The sequence below is a fragment of the Bacillus sp. FSL W8-0519 genome, from assembly GCF_038005585.1.
Classification (GTDB): domain Bacteria; phylum Bacillota; class Bacilli; order Bacillales; family Bacillaceae_G; genus Bacillus_A; species Bacillus_A paranthracis.
In genome coordinates this window covers 558,433-572,215 of record NZ_JBBOTL010000001.1, presented here as the reverse complement: position 1 = coordinate 572,215, position 13,783 = coordinate 558,433, and the positions used below count along the sequence as shown (strand labels likewise).

The 13,783-nt window shown below is 34.3% G+C and carries 29 protein-coding genes; 3 read left to right on the top strand and 26 right to left on the bottom strand.

The window, feature by feature from the left end; translation table 11 throughout:
* Window positions 1–65: 65 nt before the first annotated feature.
* From NST14_RS03065 to NST14_RS03005, 13 genes are all read right to left on the bottom strand, one after another.
* Window positions 66–365 (bottom strand): hypothetical protein, encoded by a 300-nt coding sequence (locus tag NST14_RS03065; RefSeq protein WP_069297363.1) that lies wholly within the window; start codon window positions 363–365, stop codon window positions 66–68.
* 3 nt (window positions 366–368) lie between these two features.
* Window positions 369–680, bottom strand: a complete 312-nt coding sequence (locus NST14_RS03060; protein WP_069297362.1) for an HNH endonuclease — start codon at window positions 678–680, stop codon at window positions 369–371.
* A gap of 3 nt (window positions 681–683) precedes the next feature.
* Entirely contained in the window at window positions 684–887 is a 204-nt protein-coding gene (locus tag NST14_RS03055) for a hypothetical protein (protein WP_001177578.1), read from the bottom strand.
* The gene (locus tag NST14_RS03050; protein ID WP_069297361.1) at window positions 878–1,057 is read right to left on the bottom strand and encodes a hypothetical protein; all 180 of its coding nucleotides are present in this window, start codon (window positions 1,055–1,057) and stop codon (window positions 878–880) included. Before NST14_RS03050 ends, NST14_RS03055 begins: the two co-directional genes overlap by 10 nt.
* 613 nt (window positions 1,058–1,670) lie before the next feature.
* Window positions 1,671–2,213 carry a tyrosine-type recombinase/integrase gene (locus tag NST14_RS03045; protein WP_001028530.1) on the bottom strand — a complete coding sequence of 181 codons (543 nt, stop codon included), beginning with the start codon at window positions 2,211–2,213 and terminating at the stop codon, window positions 1,671–1,673.
* Window positions 2,210–2,680, bottom strand: coding sequence for an ArpU family phage packaging/lysis transcriptional regulator (locus tag NST14_RS03040; protein WP_001041414.1), 471 nt, complete (start codon window positions 2,678–2,680; stop codon window positions 2,210–2,212). The genes NST14_RS03045 and NST14_RS03040 overlap by 4 nt, the downstream gene beginning before the upstream one ends.
* 18 nt (window positions 2,681–2,698) lie before the next feature.
* Entirely contained in the window at window positions 2,699–2,845 is a 147-nt protein-coding gene (locus NST14_RS03035; RefSeq protein WP_000723865.1) for a hypothetical protein, read from the bottom strand.
* 243 nt (window positions 2,846–3,088) lie between these two features.
* Window positions 3,089–3,463, bottom strand: coding sequence for a YopX family protein (locus tag NST14_RS03030; protein ID WP_000658754.1), 375 nt, complete (start codon window positions 3,461–3,463; stop codon window positions 3,089–3,091).
* A 245-nt stretch (window positions 3,464–3,708) separates the two neighbouring features.
* Complete coding sequence (locus NST14_RS03025) at window positions 3,709–3,933, bottom strand: hypothetical protein (protein WP_000417046.1); 225 nt, start codon at window positions 3,931–3,933, stop codon at window positions 3,709–3,711.
* Window positions 3,934–3,969: 36 nt separating this feature from the next.
* On the bottom strand, window positions 3,970–4,164 hold the full coding sequence (locus NST14_RS03020) for a hypothetical protein (RefSeq protein WP_098813852.1): 195 nt from the start codon (window positions 4,162–4,164) through the stop codon (window positions 3,970–3,972).
* A gap of 266 nt (window positions 4,165–4,430) precedes the next feature.
* The gene (locus tag NST14_RS03015) at window positions 4,431–4,628 is read right to left on the bottom strand and encodes a hypothetical protein (RefSeq protein ID WP_076875654.1); all 198 of its coding nucleotides are present in this window, start codon (window positions 4,626–4,628) and stop codon (window positions 4,431–4,433) included.
* A 1,128-nt stretch (window positions 4,629–5,756) separates the two neighbouring features.
* The gene (locus NST14_RS03010) at window positions 5,757–6,065 is read right to left on the bottom strand and encodes a hypothetical protein (protein WP_001099201.1); all 309 of its coding nucleotides are present in this window, start codon (window positions 6,063–6,065) and stop codon (window positions 5,757–5,759) included.
* A 169-nt stretch (window positions 6,066–6,234) separates the two neighbouring features.
* Window positions 6,235–6,489 (bottom strand): hypothetical protein, encoded by a 255-nt coding sequence (locus NST14_RS03005; protein ID WP_000963458.1) that lies wholly within the window; start codon window positions 6,487–6,489, stop codon window positions 6,235–6,237.
* A 118-nt stretch (window positions 6,490–6,607) separates the two neighbouring features.
* Here NST14_RS03005 and NST14_RS03000 point away from each other — a divergent pair, with 118 nt between their 5' ends.
* Complete coding sequence (locus NST14_RS03000) at window positions 6,608–7,132, top strand: hypothetical protein (protein ID WP_000703029.1); 525 nt, start codon at window positions 6,608–6,610, stop codon at window positions 7,130–7,132.
* A gap of 1 nt (window position 7,133) precedes the next feature.
* On the opposite strand, the gene NST14_RS02995 is transcribed toward NST14_RS03000, so the two are convergent.
* The 12 genes from NST14_RS02995 to NST14_RS02940 all read right to left on the bottom strand — a co-directional run bounded on the left by NST14_RS02995 (window position 7,134) and on the right by NST14_RS02940 (window position 12,466).
* Window positions 7,134–7,322, bottom strand: coding sequence for a hypothetical protein (locus NST14_RS02995; RefSeq protein ID WP_000391590.1), 189 nt, complete (start codon window positions 7,320–7,322; stop codon window positions 7,134–7,136).
* 41 nt (window positions 7,323–7,363) lie between these two features.
* Window positions 7,364–7,555, bottom strand: coding sequence for a DUF3954 domain-containing protein (locus tag NST14_RS02990; protein ID WP_000974685.1), 192 nt, complete (start codon window positions 7,553–7,555; stop codon window positions 7,364–7,366).
* Between the two features lie 73 nt (window positions 7,556–7,628).
* Window positions 7,629–7,991, bottom strand: coding sequence for a hypothetical protein (locus NST14_RS02985; protein ID WP_001126008.1), 363 nt, complete (start codon window positions 7,989–7,991; stop codon window positions 7,629–7,631).
* Window positions 7,966–8,154 (bottom strand): hypothetical protein, encoded by a 189-nt coding sequence (locus tag NST14_RS02980; protein ID WP_000926793.1) that lies wholly within the window; start codon window positions 8,152–8,154, stop codon window positions 7,966–7,968. Before NST14_RS02980 ends, NST14_RS02985 begins: the two co-directional genes overlap by 26 nt.
* Window positions 8,155–8,156: 2 nt before the next feature.
* Window positions 8,157–9,479 carry a replicative DNA helicase gene (gene dnaB, locus NST14_RS02975; protein ID WP_000063899.1) on the bottom strand — a complete coding sequence of 441 codons (1,323 nt, stop codon included), beginning with the start codon at window positions 9,477–9,479 and terminating at the stop codon, window positions 8,157–8,159.
* The gene (locus NST14_RS02970; protein ID WP_000312162.1) at window positions 9,476–10,414 is read right to left on the bottom strand and encodes a DnaD domain-containing protein; all 939 of its coding nucleotides are present in this window, start codon (window positions 10,412–10,414) and stop codon (window positions 9,476–9,478) included. Before NST14_RS02970 ends, dnaB begins: the two co-directional genes overlap by 4 nt.
* Before the next feature lies 1 nt (window position 10,415).
* Entirely contained in the window at window positions 10,416–10,592 is a 177-nt protein-coding gene (locus tag NST14_RS02965; protein ID WP_000923250.1) for a hypothetical protein, read from the bottom strand.
* A gap of 105 nt (window positions 10,593–10,697) precedes the next feature.
* Window positions 10,698–10,982 (bottom strand): hypothetical protein, encoded by a 285-nt coding sequence (locus NST14_RS02960; protein WP_000857128.1) that lies wholly within the window; start codon window positions 10,980–10,982, stop codon window positions 10,698–10,700.
* Window positions 10,983–11,163: 181 nt separating this feature from the next.
* Window positions 11,164–11,385, bottom strand: coding sequence for a hypothetical protein (locus NST14_RS02955; RefSeq protein ID WP_000215307.1), 222 nt, complete (start codon window positions 11,383–11,385; stop codon window positions 11,164–11,166).
* A 12-nt stretch (window positions 11,386–11,397) separates the two neighbouring features.
* Window positions 11,398–11,985, bottom strand: coding sequence for a hypothetical protein (locus NST14_RS02950; RefSeq protein ID WP_000537287.1), 588 nt, complete (start codon window positions 11,983–11,985; stop codon window positions 11,398–11,400).
* Between the two features lie 41 nt (window positions 11,986–12,026).
* On the bottom strand, window positions 12,027–12,236 hold the full coding sequence (locus NST14_RS02945; RefSeq protein ID WP_000111277.1) for a hypothetical protein: 210 nt from the start codon (window positions 12,234–12,236) through the stop codon (window positions 12,027–12,029).
* Window positions 12,237–12,280: 44 nt separating this feature from the next.
* Complete coding sequence (locus NST14_RS02940; protein ID WP_001071960.1) at window positions 12,281–12,466, bottom strand: helix-turn-helix transcriptional regulator; 186 nt, start codon at window positions 12,464–12,466, stop codon at window positions 12,281–12,283.
* A 152-nt stretch (window positions 12,467–12,618) separates the two neighbouring features.
* Between NST14_RS02940 and NST14_RS02935 the strand changes: the two genes are divergently transcribed.
* Together NST14_RS02935 and NST14_RS02930 are read left to right on the top strand one after the other, a co-directional pair.
* Window positions 12,619–13,038 carry a helix-turn-helix domain-containing protein gene (locus NST14_RS02935; RefSeq protein WP_000885768.1) on the top strand — a complete coding sequence of 140 codons (420 nt, stop codon included), beginning with the start codon at window positions 12,619–12,621 and terminating at the stop codon, window positions 13,036–13,038.
* 18 nt (window positions 13,039–13,056) lie between these two features.
* Window positions 13,057–13,491 (top strand): ImmA/IrrE family metallo-endopeptidase, encoded by a 435-nt coding sequence (locus tag NST14_RS02930; RefSeq protein WP_000351741.1) that lies wholly within the window; start codon window positions 13,057–13,059, stop codon window positions 13,489–13,491.
* On the opposite strand, the gene NST14_RS02925 is transcribed toward NST14_RS02930, so the two are convergent.
* Window positions 13,488–13,667, bottom strand: a complete 180-nt coding sequence (locus NST14_RS02925; RefSeq protein ID WP_000377559.1) for a hypothetical protein — start codon at window positions 13,665–13,667, stop codon at window positions 13,488–13,490. The two genes, NST14_RS02930 and NST14_RS02925, sit on opposite strands and share 4 nt — an antisense overlap.
* Window positions 13,668–13,783 lie beyond the last annotated feature (116 nt).

The following is a 13,783-nucleotide window of genomic DNA, read 5'->3' as shown; positions in this document are numbered from 1 at the left end:
ACCGCTCTCCCCCTCCCGTTGAAAGCTCCCCCGAAGGAAAGTCGATTTTATTTTAAGGGGGGTACTTATTTAATTTGTATATATCGTTCAACAAAAGAAATAATATAATTTATTTCTTCTTCAGTAATTGGTAAGAACATTTGAACTCTATCTATATCTAAAAGTTGTTTTACTTTATCAATCGTTAAGTTATTACATCGATTACGATTAATAATATCTCTGACTTGTGTGTATCTATAATAAATAAAACGAGCACCAGCATTAAAGATGTCTCGCTCTACACTTGTTCTATCCTCTGGTTCTAGCATTGCCACTCTCTCAAGGTACTCAGTATCGTACTCACGACCGTTATCGTTTATTATCATGTTTTACCATCTCTCTTCATTAACAAACGCTGGTAGCTTTCCCTGTCCCCTTAAACGGTCATGCACTTCGTTATGGCATGTATTGCATAGAGACATAAGGTTATCGAATGTTAAAGCAAGCTCTGGATATTCTTTCACTTCCTTGATGTGATGAACACAATCAGCCTTACGATACTTCCCTTTATCTCTACACATACAACATTCAAAGTTATCTCTCTTTAATGCCTTGAGCCTTAGTTCACGCCATTCCCTAGACTTATAGAACTTCATAAGCTTGTTATCTCTTATTAACTGAATAAGCTCATGTGTTTCCATATCTTACACCTCACTCATTAACTTGCCTATTAAACTTGTTATCGCTTCTTTCTTTTCTTTCGGCTTCGTTCTTTTGTTTAACCTATTTAATTCTTTAACTACTGGTCGCAATGATTCTAATTCCACGTAATCTTTAAGATTCTCTTCACCAATAGCATTAAGGATTGTACCGATAGCAATCGCATTTTCAAGTTTAGTTAATTGCATTGCTCATTATCCTTTTCAATTAAATGTTCAAGACCTTCTAATGCTTCTTCACCATTCACATATATCGTTACATTTTTCAAAATAGAAATCACATCATCTAATGATTGGATTTTATTCGGATCAATCTTATATTGCTTTACAGTTTTAAGTACTAATGTTTTAGTTTCCACCCTTCATCCTCCTCAAAAATAAAAAGCACCCGAATGGATGCTTTTCTCTCAATAATTCATTTGTATTTTAATTGTGGTACGTGAAGTTTTATTCTTTTTCCAATCACCTAATGTTGTTGCCTTCATCTGCGCCAACCTTATTAAGTAACTGGAAGAAGAGCAAAAGCCCTTCTTCGCTTGAATAACATAAATTGCAATTGAATGTGAAATCAAGAAACAACTATCCATCCAATCTGCAACCATCGCCACCGGTCATGACGATCCATTTTCATTATCAGGAATTTTGTGAGAAATGTTTTCCGCCACTTCTCACAATACAAATATATCATGTTAAAAACCAAAACGTGTCCGTAAATAGTTCGCAAATAGTTCACGAATAGTTCGCGTTTTTTATTTCTGTATTTTTGCACATCGTTTTTCAGCTTCTTTTTGCATAGTTTTGAATAAATATGTTCTTTAATCCTTGAGAATGAATTAGCTATAAACTAGAGTGTGTTAAATTCACCTGTACGCATTTACCTCATATGTATCAAGCCTTCATGTATTATTACAGAAATGAATTTGACACGTTCAGTTTGTAGCTAATTCAAAAATTGATAAAAAAAGAAAGAAATTAGATTTTAAATTTCCTTTGATAATCATTTAATGTATCTTGTTCAATTCCGATATATCTCAATGTTTCTTTTTGCTCTGTATGATTTAGCATTTGCTGTAAAACCGCTACATCTCTAAACTGTTGATAATGATGATATCCGTACGTTTTACGTAAAGAATGTGTCCCAATACGTTCTAATCCAAACTCTTGCGCCGCTTGATTTAGTATCACATAAGCCATTGCCCTTGTAATTGGCTTATTTTTCCCGTTCCGACTTTTGATCAAATACTCGGTTTTCGGCTTTCCTTTTGTATAATCGCGAATTGCCTTCTTTAATTCTGATGGCATCTTAATATCTTTTATTTTCCTCGTCTTCTTTTCACGTATAACAATATTCCATCCCTCTACATCACGAACACGCAAGCGCAATATATCTGATATCCTAAAGCCTGTATTAATACCAAGAAGAAACAGAATGTAGTTTCTCTCATTCTGCTTCTTATAGAATTCCTTTATCTCTTGGATAATCTCTTTATTTCGAATCGGCTGTACAATGTTCATGCTGTTTCTACCTCTCCGTTTTGTGTACTTTGCTTAAACACTTCTTTTCGTAAACTAAAGGCCAAACGTAATAGAGCTTTCCCTTTCACTTTGTAATATGTAGTTCTACCTAATTTAACTTCATCCATTATGTCTGGATCGTACCCTTTATACTCTTCCATATAATACATATATATAATTTTTCTTTCTCTCTTTGGTAATCTATTAACTGCCCTATGAATCCATTTCATGAACCTTTCTCTAGCTTCTTCAAATTGAATTCTCTCAATAGCAATATTTTCTGTAGAGCTATTAAATTCATTCGTTACACATGGAGGAACAATTGAATACGATGGTGTTACTTTAGGAAGTAAATCACTCGGTAACATCGCTAAATATCGTCTGTACTCTTCAAATACTTCTTCTACTGAATCCTTTGTCTTTTCCTCATCAATAACAGGCATTTGAAATTCTAATTGTTTATTCACATTAATTCCTCCAATTTTTTATTTTTGTCTAAAAGCACCGCCATGACCACGCTCATATCTTGGTCTACGAATGCCCATTAATTCCTCTATATCTCGAACACTTAATTTTTCTTTCTTACGCTGCCTATTCTGTTCCTTTTGCTGCTGATTACGAATCTTTTTCATTCCCATCACCTCTAAGCAAAATAAAAAAAGCGGACACCAAACTACAGAGCAATATCACTAATGCTCTTTGTAGTTCAGTGTCCGCTGGTTCTTCCAGTAGGACTAAATGTTTAATTGCTATTATTATATCATTTTCTTGCATTTTTTTAACTTTTCAAAGGATTTTACTTAATAATTTCTAAATCTTCTTTTTCTCCACTTGTGGCGAAAAATTATCATTTTATCGCCAAAGGATTATTTTGTTTAGTTTTTGATCAGTTCAGGATTTTCATAGATATTCCCTACAACCTCTACATCGTCGTAATAATTACCATCTTTATCTTTCACCCCATGCAATCTCCACATCTCTCCATGTTGAAACGCTGGATATAAAATGAAACAAGGCGAACCATCTTGTCTCCAACGAACCTCGAATGTACCGTATGAACCAGTAGACCAAGCTTTTACAATGTCACCCTCATAGATATCAGTGCCGTTTTTATCTTTTAATCCTGTGTATTGAGTTACTTCGTATTCTGGATTATCAATAAATTCACCGATGTGGTAGTCTCTGATAAGGTCTCCTTCGTGAAAATGCTTATATACTTTATCCCATGCACGAAACTTAATTTCTTTCATTTCCCTCTTCCTCCCCTGAATAAAACTCAATATTCCGTCAATACTGTAGATGGAGGAATTTTTATATACCCATTAATTCCTCCCTTTCTTTAAGGGTTGGACAGTTAGTTTTCGCTAACTGTCCTTTATTCATTTGAATAATTAGCACAACTTTGTGCATACTATCTATAAGCTGCTTTCTTAACAGTGTTGGCAGCCCGGAATCTTTTGTCAAAAGGAGCAGTTAGCTTTTGCTAGCTGCTCTTTTATTTCGTATTATTCCAGCCTTGTTCTGTTAATTCCCACCCTTGATTACGCAATTCTAAAGCATCTGACTCTCTTCTTTGTGAAGCTCTTTTAATTGCTCTCTGTAAGCATTGAATTTCTTTTTGTTTGTATTCCAATTGGCGTTCAAACAATTCAATGTTTTTATCTTCATTTGTCACATATCTTTTATAAGCTTCAATTCTTTCTTCAGGCCACTTTTCCATATCCATTCCCCTTTTCAACAAAATGAAATTTTTATACTAATCTTCATCAAGTTCCGTAACAGTTATATAATTTCTAGCATTTTTCCGTTCCGCCACTCGCCTCTTGTATGCAGGCCTCTTATAAAATTTAACCGTTTCAGGACGTACGCCCAAATATTGGGCGCATTGCAATATGGTCCCGACACATACAAATGATTCACCTTTATAAACGGCGTACTCCTTCACTTTCACTGTCACAACCTCCAGTTCAATTAAATGTTTGAAATGTATAAGTAAATTGCAAGCATCGATAATACTAAGGCAATTCCAGCAAAAAACGCGTTGTATAAGTTACCTTTCGAGTGATCAACACAAAAGTATGCTGTTGTGTAAACTGAAAATGATATTATGCTAAAGCACCATACAAACGCCAGGAGTAAAACAGTTGCTATATACACATATTTCACCACTTTCTACTAAAATGTTTTTTGTTCCGGATTAAATTTCCGACTTGCAAATTACCATCCAATTTCCTTTAACCATGCACCTTCACTGTTATAAAAGTTAACTACCATATGTTTGTTTCTGTACTTTTTAGTAATGCTCCGGATTGCTGATTTCAACGATCCTTTATATGAAATAAATCTCTTTTTAATTTGGTTATTACGTCCCTTGAAAGTCATTTCGATTTTGAATGTGTCATTCCATAAATTCATTTTTTCACCTCGCCTTCTAATAATCTTTTGGACTATTTATAATTAATGGTTTTAATTGTATTCATCACACTTTTCATCTTCATCGACTACCTTTTGGTGTACCGAACAATACAGATTATTATCATCGTCTGATAATGAATTGCCGCAGTTTAAACAATCTTCTTTCATGTTTTATCCGCCCTTTTTATTAATTTGTTCCAAACTTTCACATTGTGGCCAAAACTATTTTTTATGCCAAATAGCGTTTTTGTTGAAAATGATGCCCTCATTTTTTTGGACACATTTACCAGTGTTTTTACAAAAAAATTCATGATATGGTTATTTAGTTGAGTACGTCATTACTTGACAATTACCCTTAGGAACCCCGCGGACAAACGGGGTTTCTTTTATTTAAATAACGATTTTTTCTTACTCCTCAACCAGCTAAAACTATGTTAAAATTAATCCATAATTTGTAAGGAGGTATATAAAATGCTCTCACTATATACATGTGTATCTTGTGATCAACCTCTCATACAACACGATGAACATTCGTTTATTCATTACTGTATTAATCCAAATTGCGAAGAAGCAAAACTGCACTTATCTCTGTTGGAAGAGATGGGGTTGTGAACCCTATCTCTTTTTCTATTCAAATACCGATTTTGTCTAAATCCATTCACTACTCTCATACTTTGACATACAATAATAGTGCCTTTCTAAATAATGTGAGTTCGTCACTGTCGTTATAATGAGGTATAAGGAGCGCTCTCGATTAGCGCTCTTTTTATTTAAATAAAGATTTTATTTAATTCCCATTCATCTTTTAGATTTCTTTGAATACATTAATATCATAAGAAATTCAATATGGTGCTCTGGTCCAGTTACCTTGAATTTCTTGCAGACCTTGAGAGAAGAATCCGTTTATAGCAAACGGGTTCTTTTATTTTTGGTCATACAATAAGAATTTTGTTTTAATACTCTACGCAATCCTCACACCAATACAAAATTTTGTTTTTATAACTCCAATCATTTATGCCTCGGATCTGGTTTATATTTAATTTCTTGTCACATAAGTAACAAGTTTTAACTTTTGTTTTTCTCCATCTTTGTTTCTTCATCGCCGCTCCTCTTTTCTTATTCGAATAACTATTTTGTTTGGTTTTTTGACTGTTCAAATGCTTTTTTCTCACAATCTACACATGCTACAATGTCGCCACCTTCATCAAATTGATATATAGACTTTTCTTCAATATCCTTATTTAAAAAGCAAATATCACAATTAAATTGCTGTTTCTTATCCACTAATTCGTCATTGATTTTCTTAGTTAGTTTTACCGTTCCAATATCCTCGTAAGGCTGAGCAATATATCCTTTATCATGTAGAGCTTTAACTACTTCTTGCATATCCTTCCAAGCTTCTGTACCTTGACCGAATTTAATAGTAACTGTATTCATTTTTCATTCCCCTTTACGAATATTCTTTTCCACATTACACATACTATCTACAAGTCAACTTCCCATGACTACACTCTTTTAAAACGGAGCTTGTTCCTCCGGACTGTTTTGGATCGCGGCAGGTAACTTAGTCAATTACCTGCCATTTTCTATTCAAATAACGCTTTGGTTAAAATTTTTGATTCTGCCATTCAGTAATACAAGCTGGTTCAATTTCTTCAAATTCTTGTGTTTCTACATCAAGATCAATGACAGAATAGCTAGGTACTACTAAAAATTCTTTTCCGCAAACGTTACAAGTAGGATCATCAAGTGCATAAACTCCTTTAATTGTGTCAGGATTTTGCAAATCAAAATCAGCATTTTCAAAAACTACAAGACCATTACATCCTTTAACGTTACATTTATGTGCTTCAATAGCCATTTCTCATTCCCCATTTCTTAATAAAATTCAAATTTGGTCTTACTTCACATCAGTACACTTGTGACTAGCTTCTCTACTAAATCCTGGTATAATTCCCCATAGAGAGGAGGTGATACTTATGAAGATTTCAGATTGGATACAAATATCTGGAATAATCGTTTCAACACTTGTCGCTATTACATCCATTTTTATAGCATTAAAATCATTAAAGTTAACTCGAAAATCTATCGAAGAGGCAAATCGACCTTATGTCACATGTTTTGTATCTGCAATTGATACAGGTTTTCAAGCGAAATACTTTATTATTAAAAATTTCGGCAAATCAGGTGCACGAATTATTAATATTGAGTTTAATAAGAGTTTGCCAGATCTTGGGCGTAATGGCACGATTGACTCAATCACTAATAGCCTCATAGCACCAAACCAAAAATTTATGACTGCCGTACCGTCCGAAATGGATGATATAGTTAATGTAAAAATTACATACGAGGACTTTAATAACAATTTATTTGAAGAATCCCATACTATTAATTTCGGATATTCTCAAGATTTAGTTTATACAACTGTTAAGCATTCTCACCTTAACGACACCGCTAATACCATGCAGAATGTTGCTCAATCTATAATCAAACATTTCATCTAAGTTATCTTGAATAACTTACATACTTTTTGTGAAGTTCAATTTCAAACTCAAGACGTTCTATTTCTATTTGAGAAATGTCTTGAGTTTCTCTAAGGCACCTTTGAATTTCTTCTTTTATAGATTCATCGTCACCTATAGGTATCGATATTTTTATATGTGTCTTTATTTTTTCAGTTTGTTTTTCTTCCATTTCTATAGCCCCTCATTTCTCACAAGATTTTTAATCGTATATTAAATTAACTGAGTTTTTCTTTCGTCCATGCGAATTACTTTTCCGTCTTTATAAGTAAATGATTGTTCACCAAATCCACCTTGAGGTGGTTGGATTAATTGAACTTGACCATTTTTAACGATGTAAATACCATTCGTTTTTAAATCTATTTCAGCTGTCATTTCCGCAATATTTTCTTTGATAATTGCCACCGAAACCACTCCCAAATGTGTTATAATTACTTTGTCGAGTAAGTTGAGAGTGATCTCAGCTTTTTTTATTTGTCTATAAATATTGCAAAACATTTTCTGGAACAAATGATTGTTCCGATGATAGATGGAGCCGAATTGGAATCGGCTCTTTTTCATCTCTTGCCCGCTTACAAATTTCTTCAGCTTCTTCCCATACAAATTGTTTATCCTCCGCTCGTTTATAACGCCAAATTCCAATCGCATACTCTTCAAATAACTCATAGCGTTCATCGGGTGCTGTCGTCGGTTTTAATTCCTCAATTGCTTTAGCTTGACGTGGTATTTGCACAACTACATCTGCATACCGTAGTTTTGAGTTCACGCGATGAATATGCGCTTTCTTAGGATCAAATGATACGACTGATTCCACATCAAAGATTGTTAGTTGCTTGGGCACCATTGCTTCTCTCCAATACTTGCAAGCTTGCGATTAATATTCCCTCTAGCTGCGTTAATGTTAGTTGATCTAATGTCTGGCCATTAATTTCTGATAATCCAAGGTCTAATAATTTACGAATAATTGCTAACTTTCTTCGCTCTACTTCCTGACGTAATAGCATTATTAAGCCTCCTGTTGTCTATCAAACTTTCGTTCTAAGCCTACAAACTTACTAAATTCTTTAATGAATGCTAATTCCACAACACCTACTGGACCATTTCTCTGTTTTGCTAAAATGATTTCTGTAATGTTTTTATTTTCGGTTTCACGGTCATAGTAATCTTCACGATATAAGAACGCGATTAAGTCCGCATCTTGCTCAATTTGTCCATTTTCACGTAAGTCTGAGAGTAAGGGCCTTTTATCCTGCCTGCTCTCAACAGCACGACTTAACTGCGATAATGCAACCACGCATACGTTTAGCTCTCGGGCCATAAGTTTTAACTTGCGGCTAATTTCTCCAATTTCTTGCATGCGATTTCCTTTATGCTTGGGATCACCTACAATAAGCTGTAAATAATCAATTGCGATTAAAACTTTTTTATCAGGGTGCTTACGCTTTAGCTTCCTAGTTTTAGCGTAAATCTCTTGCATCGTGACATTTGCTTTATCGTAAATTTCTAATGGCAAGTCATTTATCAATCCCATCGCCTGACTAATCTTCTCCCAATCCTTTAAATTGCAAAGCTTTTTAGGATTCTTCAATTTCGTAGCATCTACATTTCCAGTACTTGAGATCATTCGCTTAATTAATTGCTTTTCTCCCATCTCTAGCGAAAATACCCCTGTTGCTGTATGGGCACTGGCTGCATGAAAAGCGACGTTTAATACAAATGCTGTTTTCCCCATTGAAGGTCGAGCGCCAACAATGATTAAATCACCTTCTTGTAATCCAGCCGTCATTCTATTTAAATCATCGTAACCAGTTGGTATACCAGTTAAATCACCTACATCAACTTGCATTTCCTTATACAGATCCACAAGTGTTTCTTTTAAATTAAATTCATCTGAATAACCTGTTTCTTCAATGGCGCTTAGTTCATCAATCGAAGTACTAATTGCGCTCATATCTTTATCTTGCTGAAGACGGTTATATAAGTTACCAGCAACCTCTTGAGCATGTCTCATCTTCCAAGCTTCAATCACCAGCCCTTCGTGATATGAAAAGTTTTTAGTTGTGGTTACAACTTCTGTTAGATTTACAAAGAATTCAATCCCGCCAATTTGATGCATAAATCCTTCATCGAATTTTCCAATGAGAGCAACAAGATCTATCGGAGCCTCAGCATCCTCTAGCTCTCTCATCGCTTTAAAAATCACTTGATGTGTTGGTAAAGAAAACTGTTTTGCTTTTAGCTGGCAATCTTTAATTAAATCGCCTTCTTGAATAATGCTACCTAAAACACTTTGTTCAGCTTCTACGTTACGAATCATATCGTTACTCATTGAATCAACCATCCATTCTGTTGATTAAGTGCTGCAAGTTCTTCATCCGTTGGAATGTTTTGTTCCCATGATTCTTGCTGTTGTATCACGTTTTTAGTAGATTCCGATAAGCCTTTTTGTTGGTAAGGTACTTGTGACGACTGTTGTGCTTTTGCATATCGTTGAGCACGAAATTCTTTATCAGCGGTTTCAACGTCTGCTACTGTTTTTAAGCCTTTAAGATGCCAATCTCTTAAAATCGTATTTACGTAATTCATATTTCTAGTGTTTTTCTCTAAAGCAATTTCCATAGCTTTTACAACAAGCTCTGCATTTAAATCATCTATCCATCCGTGAATACCATCTGCGATATAAGGTGTAATGAATCCAAAGTTCTGCTCGTAAAAAGTAATTGGATTAACCGCAACAACTTCTTCCGCGCTTGTGCGTTCTTCTTGTTGTTGTTCTTCTTTTTCTTCTTCTTTTTCTTCTTCTTGTCCACCTGTCGTTGACGTATCGTCGGACGTATCGTTAGCATGAAGAAATTCTTCAAAAATAGCACGAATTTTATCGTTTTTAACTTTTGCTGCTACTAAAGCTACTAGGCTAGTATCTCCTACTCCATCTAGTTCTTTACGAATACAATCTTCTACTGGCTTCCCACCTCTATTGAGGTTGTATTTCCCCCAATTAATAATGGCTAGCTCTCGTGTTTCTGGATTATACTTAACTAATTTGTGATGCTTTTCAAATCGATCTAATAGCGCATTAACACTTTCCATTGAGTAACCTAAATCAAAAGCCATTTGCTTTTTCGTAATTTGGTAAACTCCTATTTGTGTAGTACGTGGATTAGTTAAAAGATACAGATTAAACAACTTATCTTCTGGAGTCATTTCCTCAATAACTTTTGCATCCTGCCAAAAAGAAACTTGTACTTGTCTATAAACCGCCATATTATTCATCCTCCCGTTTACATATCGCGAATCCGTCCTCTACACGTAATAAGCGATAATTCTTATATCCTGTTTTGAGATATTGCTTTACTAAGTAGATAAGGTGCTGCTCTGATGTCGATTGCTGAAGAAGTTTAGGATTCAGCAACACTCTATGTAATGATTTGTCTAAAAGCATGCAACACACTCCATTGTTATACAGCTTCTCATTTGGTATAATTATCCTAACTAAAATTATTAAAGCCATTTATTGATCTATCACTCTGCAAAGTGATAGATTTTTTTATTTCTTTCGAGTAACTAATGAAGCATTGATTCCTCTCGCTCGAAAATCCGTTATGATTACACGGTAACTTTTCGATGCCTCATAATCTTGTTTTGCTTCACGAAGCTCCATAAAGTCTTTTGAACAACGAATTAATTCTTCATCCCATCGATCCGCTTCTTCTTTTGTTTGAGCGTTAAATACGTTATGAACACAAGTCACCATACAATCATGTAACTCATTCGCAAACTCAAGATCCTTTGGAAGAACCAATTCAGCTAAACGATTATATTGAGTTTTCATAGGTCTCACCTCTTTCTATTACTCATTGATGCTGTACGCATCGTTACAACCAGAAAGGCTTATTGTAAGGGGATGGGAGGAACAATCCCTTTCTGGTCATAACGACAAGCACAGTGCTTGTCCAAATGATTTATATAATGTTATAATTGCTTTATCATATTTTTGTTAAGGCTACTGTTTCCTAGGCGGTAGCTTTTTCTTTTACCCATTTATGCTTTAAAACAAATGAAGCTTCTATAATTTTGATTCGAATTCCAATTAGTTTCTTCTCTCTTTTTAATTCCTCTAAGTTTTCATCCTCCGCGAATGTTTCCGCTAATTTAATTTCACCTGCTAGCTTTGCATCAAGACGTACTAACTTTTTATACTCTTCCAAACTAGGGTTTATATAATCCACTGTCACTGTTATTCCTCCTTACATTACTTTTGATAACTTCAATAAACTCTCAACCGAATGAACAACCACATTATCTGAAATGGCTTTTCTTAACCAATTACCTCTTACTTCCTCAAGCAATCCTGGATGTACACCCTCTAATGCTTGAATGACACATTGAGTCGCTTGTATCATGTCATATACCTCTTTAGCATGCTGCACGTATTCTTTTTTCTTTGAATCATTCATTTGCCAAGATCTTGTTGTGACTTGCAATTTCATAATCTCTTTTGCTGCTTTAATGCCGTCCTCAGCTTGCTTGATATAATTCATAATCTGTAAGTTCACATCACTCGTCAAACGTGGATCTGTAGGCGGTAATCCAACACCGTATATATGTTTAATCGCCTGCTTGTTTAATGGCGCCCTCGTTGCATCACACCAATCCATCGCTAGTTCAAATGGAACTTGTGAAGTACCAGCCTCAATATTTTTCAAGCGTTCATATGTAATTCCAAGATACGATGCAAGTCCTTTCTTCGTTGTTAACGTTTCATCTTCACAACTTTCTCTAGCTCCTTGTAATAACGCGCCTATTGATGAATTACTATATATACTTGTTCCCATATTCGTTCGCCTCCATATTAAGTTGTTAAGGTATTAAAATATTAATTAGCGGATACTTCCATATTGATTTTATGAATGACTTCATTGAGTCGCATAAGAACTGGATTTTTATTTTCTTGTTCTTTTTGAAACCAATGTTTTCGTTCTTCTGACGACATATTAACTAAGTTTGAATGAATTACTATTGTTACGTTTCCGGACTTAATTGTCTTGGTGTCTTTAACAGAAGATGCTTGTTTGATTACTGACATGTTTCCACCTACTTTTCTGCGTTATTACCGTTCGTTTTTCGCACTTACGTTTTAAAAATTTTTTCTACAGAACTCCCTAATACTTCTGATATTTTTAAAGCAACATCTAAAGACGGTTTATGTTTACCGTTTTCTAAATTAGATAAATACGCTCTAGTAATTCCAACCTTAACTGCTAGTTCTTCTTGAGTTATAGCCTTTTGTTTCCTAAGTTTAGTAATTTGGTTCAATTCATCGTCCCCTTTTTTGTTCGTTTTCCGAACCTTATAAACCTATAATACGTTCTTAAAACGCACATGTCAACACAAAAGTTCGTTTTACGCACTGTTTTTTTTACGCACATCAAATGATAAAATATAATTCATAAAGGAGGGTTATAGAAATGGCTTTTTCAAAAAAATTAAAAGAGTTAAGAGAGGGGAAAGGACTTTCTCAAGAAGAACTGGCTTTAAAATTAAATATCCCTCGTTCATCTATAACTCATTATGAGAATAGTGATGATCGGTTACCAAGAAAATCTCGCCTATTAGAAATTGCTGATTTTTTTAATGTATCAGTAGACTTTTTACTTAGTGATGCGAAGGAAGAAATTCAACTTAGCAAAAAAGAAGAACGTGATATAGCTCGTGATCTAGAAAGAACTCTAGAGCAATTAGATAATAGTGAAGATGCATTAATGTTTGATGGCGAACCTATCGATGACGATACAAAAGAATTAATTCGTATGTCACTTGAAAAATCTATGCGGATGGCTAAAAAAATGGCAAAACAAAAATTCACTCCAAACAAGTATAAAAAATAATGAATGGAGTGAATTGATATGGACATTAAAGAATACGTACTATACATCGCAGAAAAACACCAAACAACCAATCCATTCGAAATTGCTAGCCATAAAAATATCAGCGTTATGTTTGAAAACCTAGGAAATACACTTGGATTTTATAGCACTTATAAAAGAATGAAGTTTATCCATATAAACAATCAAATAGATGAAATTACACAACGGTTTGTATGTGCGCATGAACTTGGTCATGCGCTACTTCATCCAAAAGCAAACACCCCATTTTTGAGAAATCAAACTCTTTTCTCTGTGGATCGCTTAGAAGTTGAAGCAAATACATTCGCTGTTGAACTTTTATTATCTGATGACATGATTTTTGATTACGAAAATACTAATTTATCAATCCAAGAAGTTGCTGAGATACATGGTATTCCAAAAAGTTTTGCTCGTTTAAAGACTTATACATATTAACCAAGAGCAACTTCCTTATTGATTTTATGAATAATTTCGTTCAGTTTCATAAGAACTGGATTTTTTCGCTCTTGCTCTTTTTGAAACCATTCACGTCTTTCATCAGAGGTCATATGAACTAAATTAGAGTGAATGACAATTGTAACTTGTCCAGATTTAAAAGTTTTACTATCCATGTCTTCCCCTCCCTTTTGAATATGTATATGTTCACTTGGAGGGTGGACAACCTATAAAAGATAATGATCATTTCGACAAAAAGAATGCTTTTACCATTCTTTTTTTCTATGTCATT

Coding starts and splice junctions, on each gene's coding strand:
- NST14_RS03065 (WP_069297363.1), bottom strand. CDS start 365: ATGATAATAAACGATAACGGTCGTGAGTACGATACTGAGTACCTTGAG.
- NST14_RS03060 (WP_069297362.1), bottom strand. CDS start 680: ATGGAAACACATGAGCTTATTCAGTTAATAAGAGATAACAAGCTTATG.
- NST14_RS03055 (WP_001177578.1), bottom strand. CDS start 887: ATGCAATTAACTAAACTTGAAAATGCGATTGCTATCGGTACAATCCTT.
- NST14_RS03045 (WP_001028530.1), bottom strand. CDS start 2,213: ATGAACATTGTACAGCCGATTCGAAATAAAGAGATTATCCAAGAGATA.
- NST14_RS03035 (WP_000723865.1), bottom strand. CDS start 2,845: ATGAAAAAGATTCGTAATCAGCAGCAAAAGGAACAGAATAGGCAGCGT.
- NST14_RS03030 (WP_000658754.1), bottom strand. CDS start 3,463: ATGAAAGAAATTAAGTTTCGTGCATGGGATAAAGTATATAAGCATTTT.
- NST14_RS03025 (WP_000417046.1), bottom strand. CDS start 3,933: ATGGAAAAGTGGCCTGAAGAAAGAATTGAAGCTTATAAAAGATATGTG.
- NST14_RS03015 (WP_076875654.1), bottom strand. CDS start 4,628: ATGAATTTATGGAATGACACATTCAAAATCGAAATGACTTTCAAGGGA.
- NST14_RS03010 (WP_001099201.1), bottom strand. CDS start 6,065: ATGAATACAGTTACTATTAAATTCGGTCAAGGTACAGAAGCTTGGAAG.
- NST14_RS03005 (WP_000963458.1), bottom strand. CDS start 6,489: ATGGCTATTGAAGCACATAAATGTAACGTTAAAGGATGTAATGGTCTT.
- NST14_RS03000 (WP_000703029.1), top strand. CDS start 6,608: ATGAAGATTTCAGATTGGATACAAATATCTGGAATAATCGTTTCAACA.
- NST14_RS02995 (WP_000391590.1), bottom strand. CDS start 7,322: ATGGAAGAAAAACAAACTGAAAAAATAAAGACACATATAAAAATATCG.
- NST14_RS02980 (WP_000926793.1), bottom strand. CDS start 8,154: ATGCTATTACGTCAGGAAGTAGAGCGAAGAAAGTTAGCAATTATTCGT.
- dnaB (WP_000063899.1), bottom strand. CDS start 9,479: ATGAGTAACGATATGATTCGTAACGTAGAAGCTGAACAAAGTGTTTTA.
- NST14_RS02970 (WP_000312162.1), bottom strand. CDS start 10,414: ATGGCGGTTTATAGACAAGTACAAGTTTCTTTTTGGCAGGATGCAAAA.
- NST14_RS02965 (WP_000923250.1), bottom strand. CDS start 10,592: ATGCTTTTAGACAAATCATTACATAGAGTGTTGCTGAATCCTAAACTT.
- NST14_RS02960 (WP_000857128.1), bottom strand. CDS start 10,982: ATGAAAACTCAATATAATCGTTTAGCTGAATTGGTTCTTCCAAAGGAT.
- NST14_RS02950 (WP_000537287.1), bottom strand. CDS start 11,985: ATGGGAACAAGTATATATAGTAATTCATCAATAGGCGCGTTATTACAA.
- NST14_RS02945 (WP_000111277.1), bottom strand. CDS start 12,236: ATGTCAGTAATCAAACAAGCATCTTCTGTTAAAGACACCAAGACAATT.
- NST14_RS02935 (WP_000885768.1), top strand. CDS start 12,619: ATGGCTTTTTCAAAAAAATTAAAAGAGTTAAGAGAGGGGAAAGGACTT.
- NST14_RS02930 (WP_000351741.1), top strand. CDS start 13,057: ATGGACATTAAAGAATACGTACTATACATCGCAGAAAAACACCAAACA.
- NST14_RS02925 (WP_000377559.1), bottom strand. CDS start 13,667: ATGGATAGTAAAACTTTTAAATCTGGACAAGTTACAATTGTCATTCAC.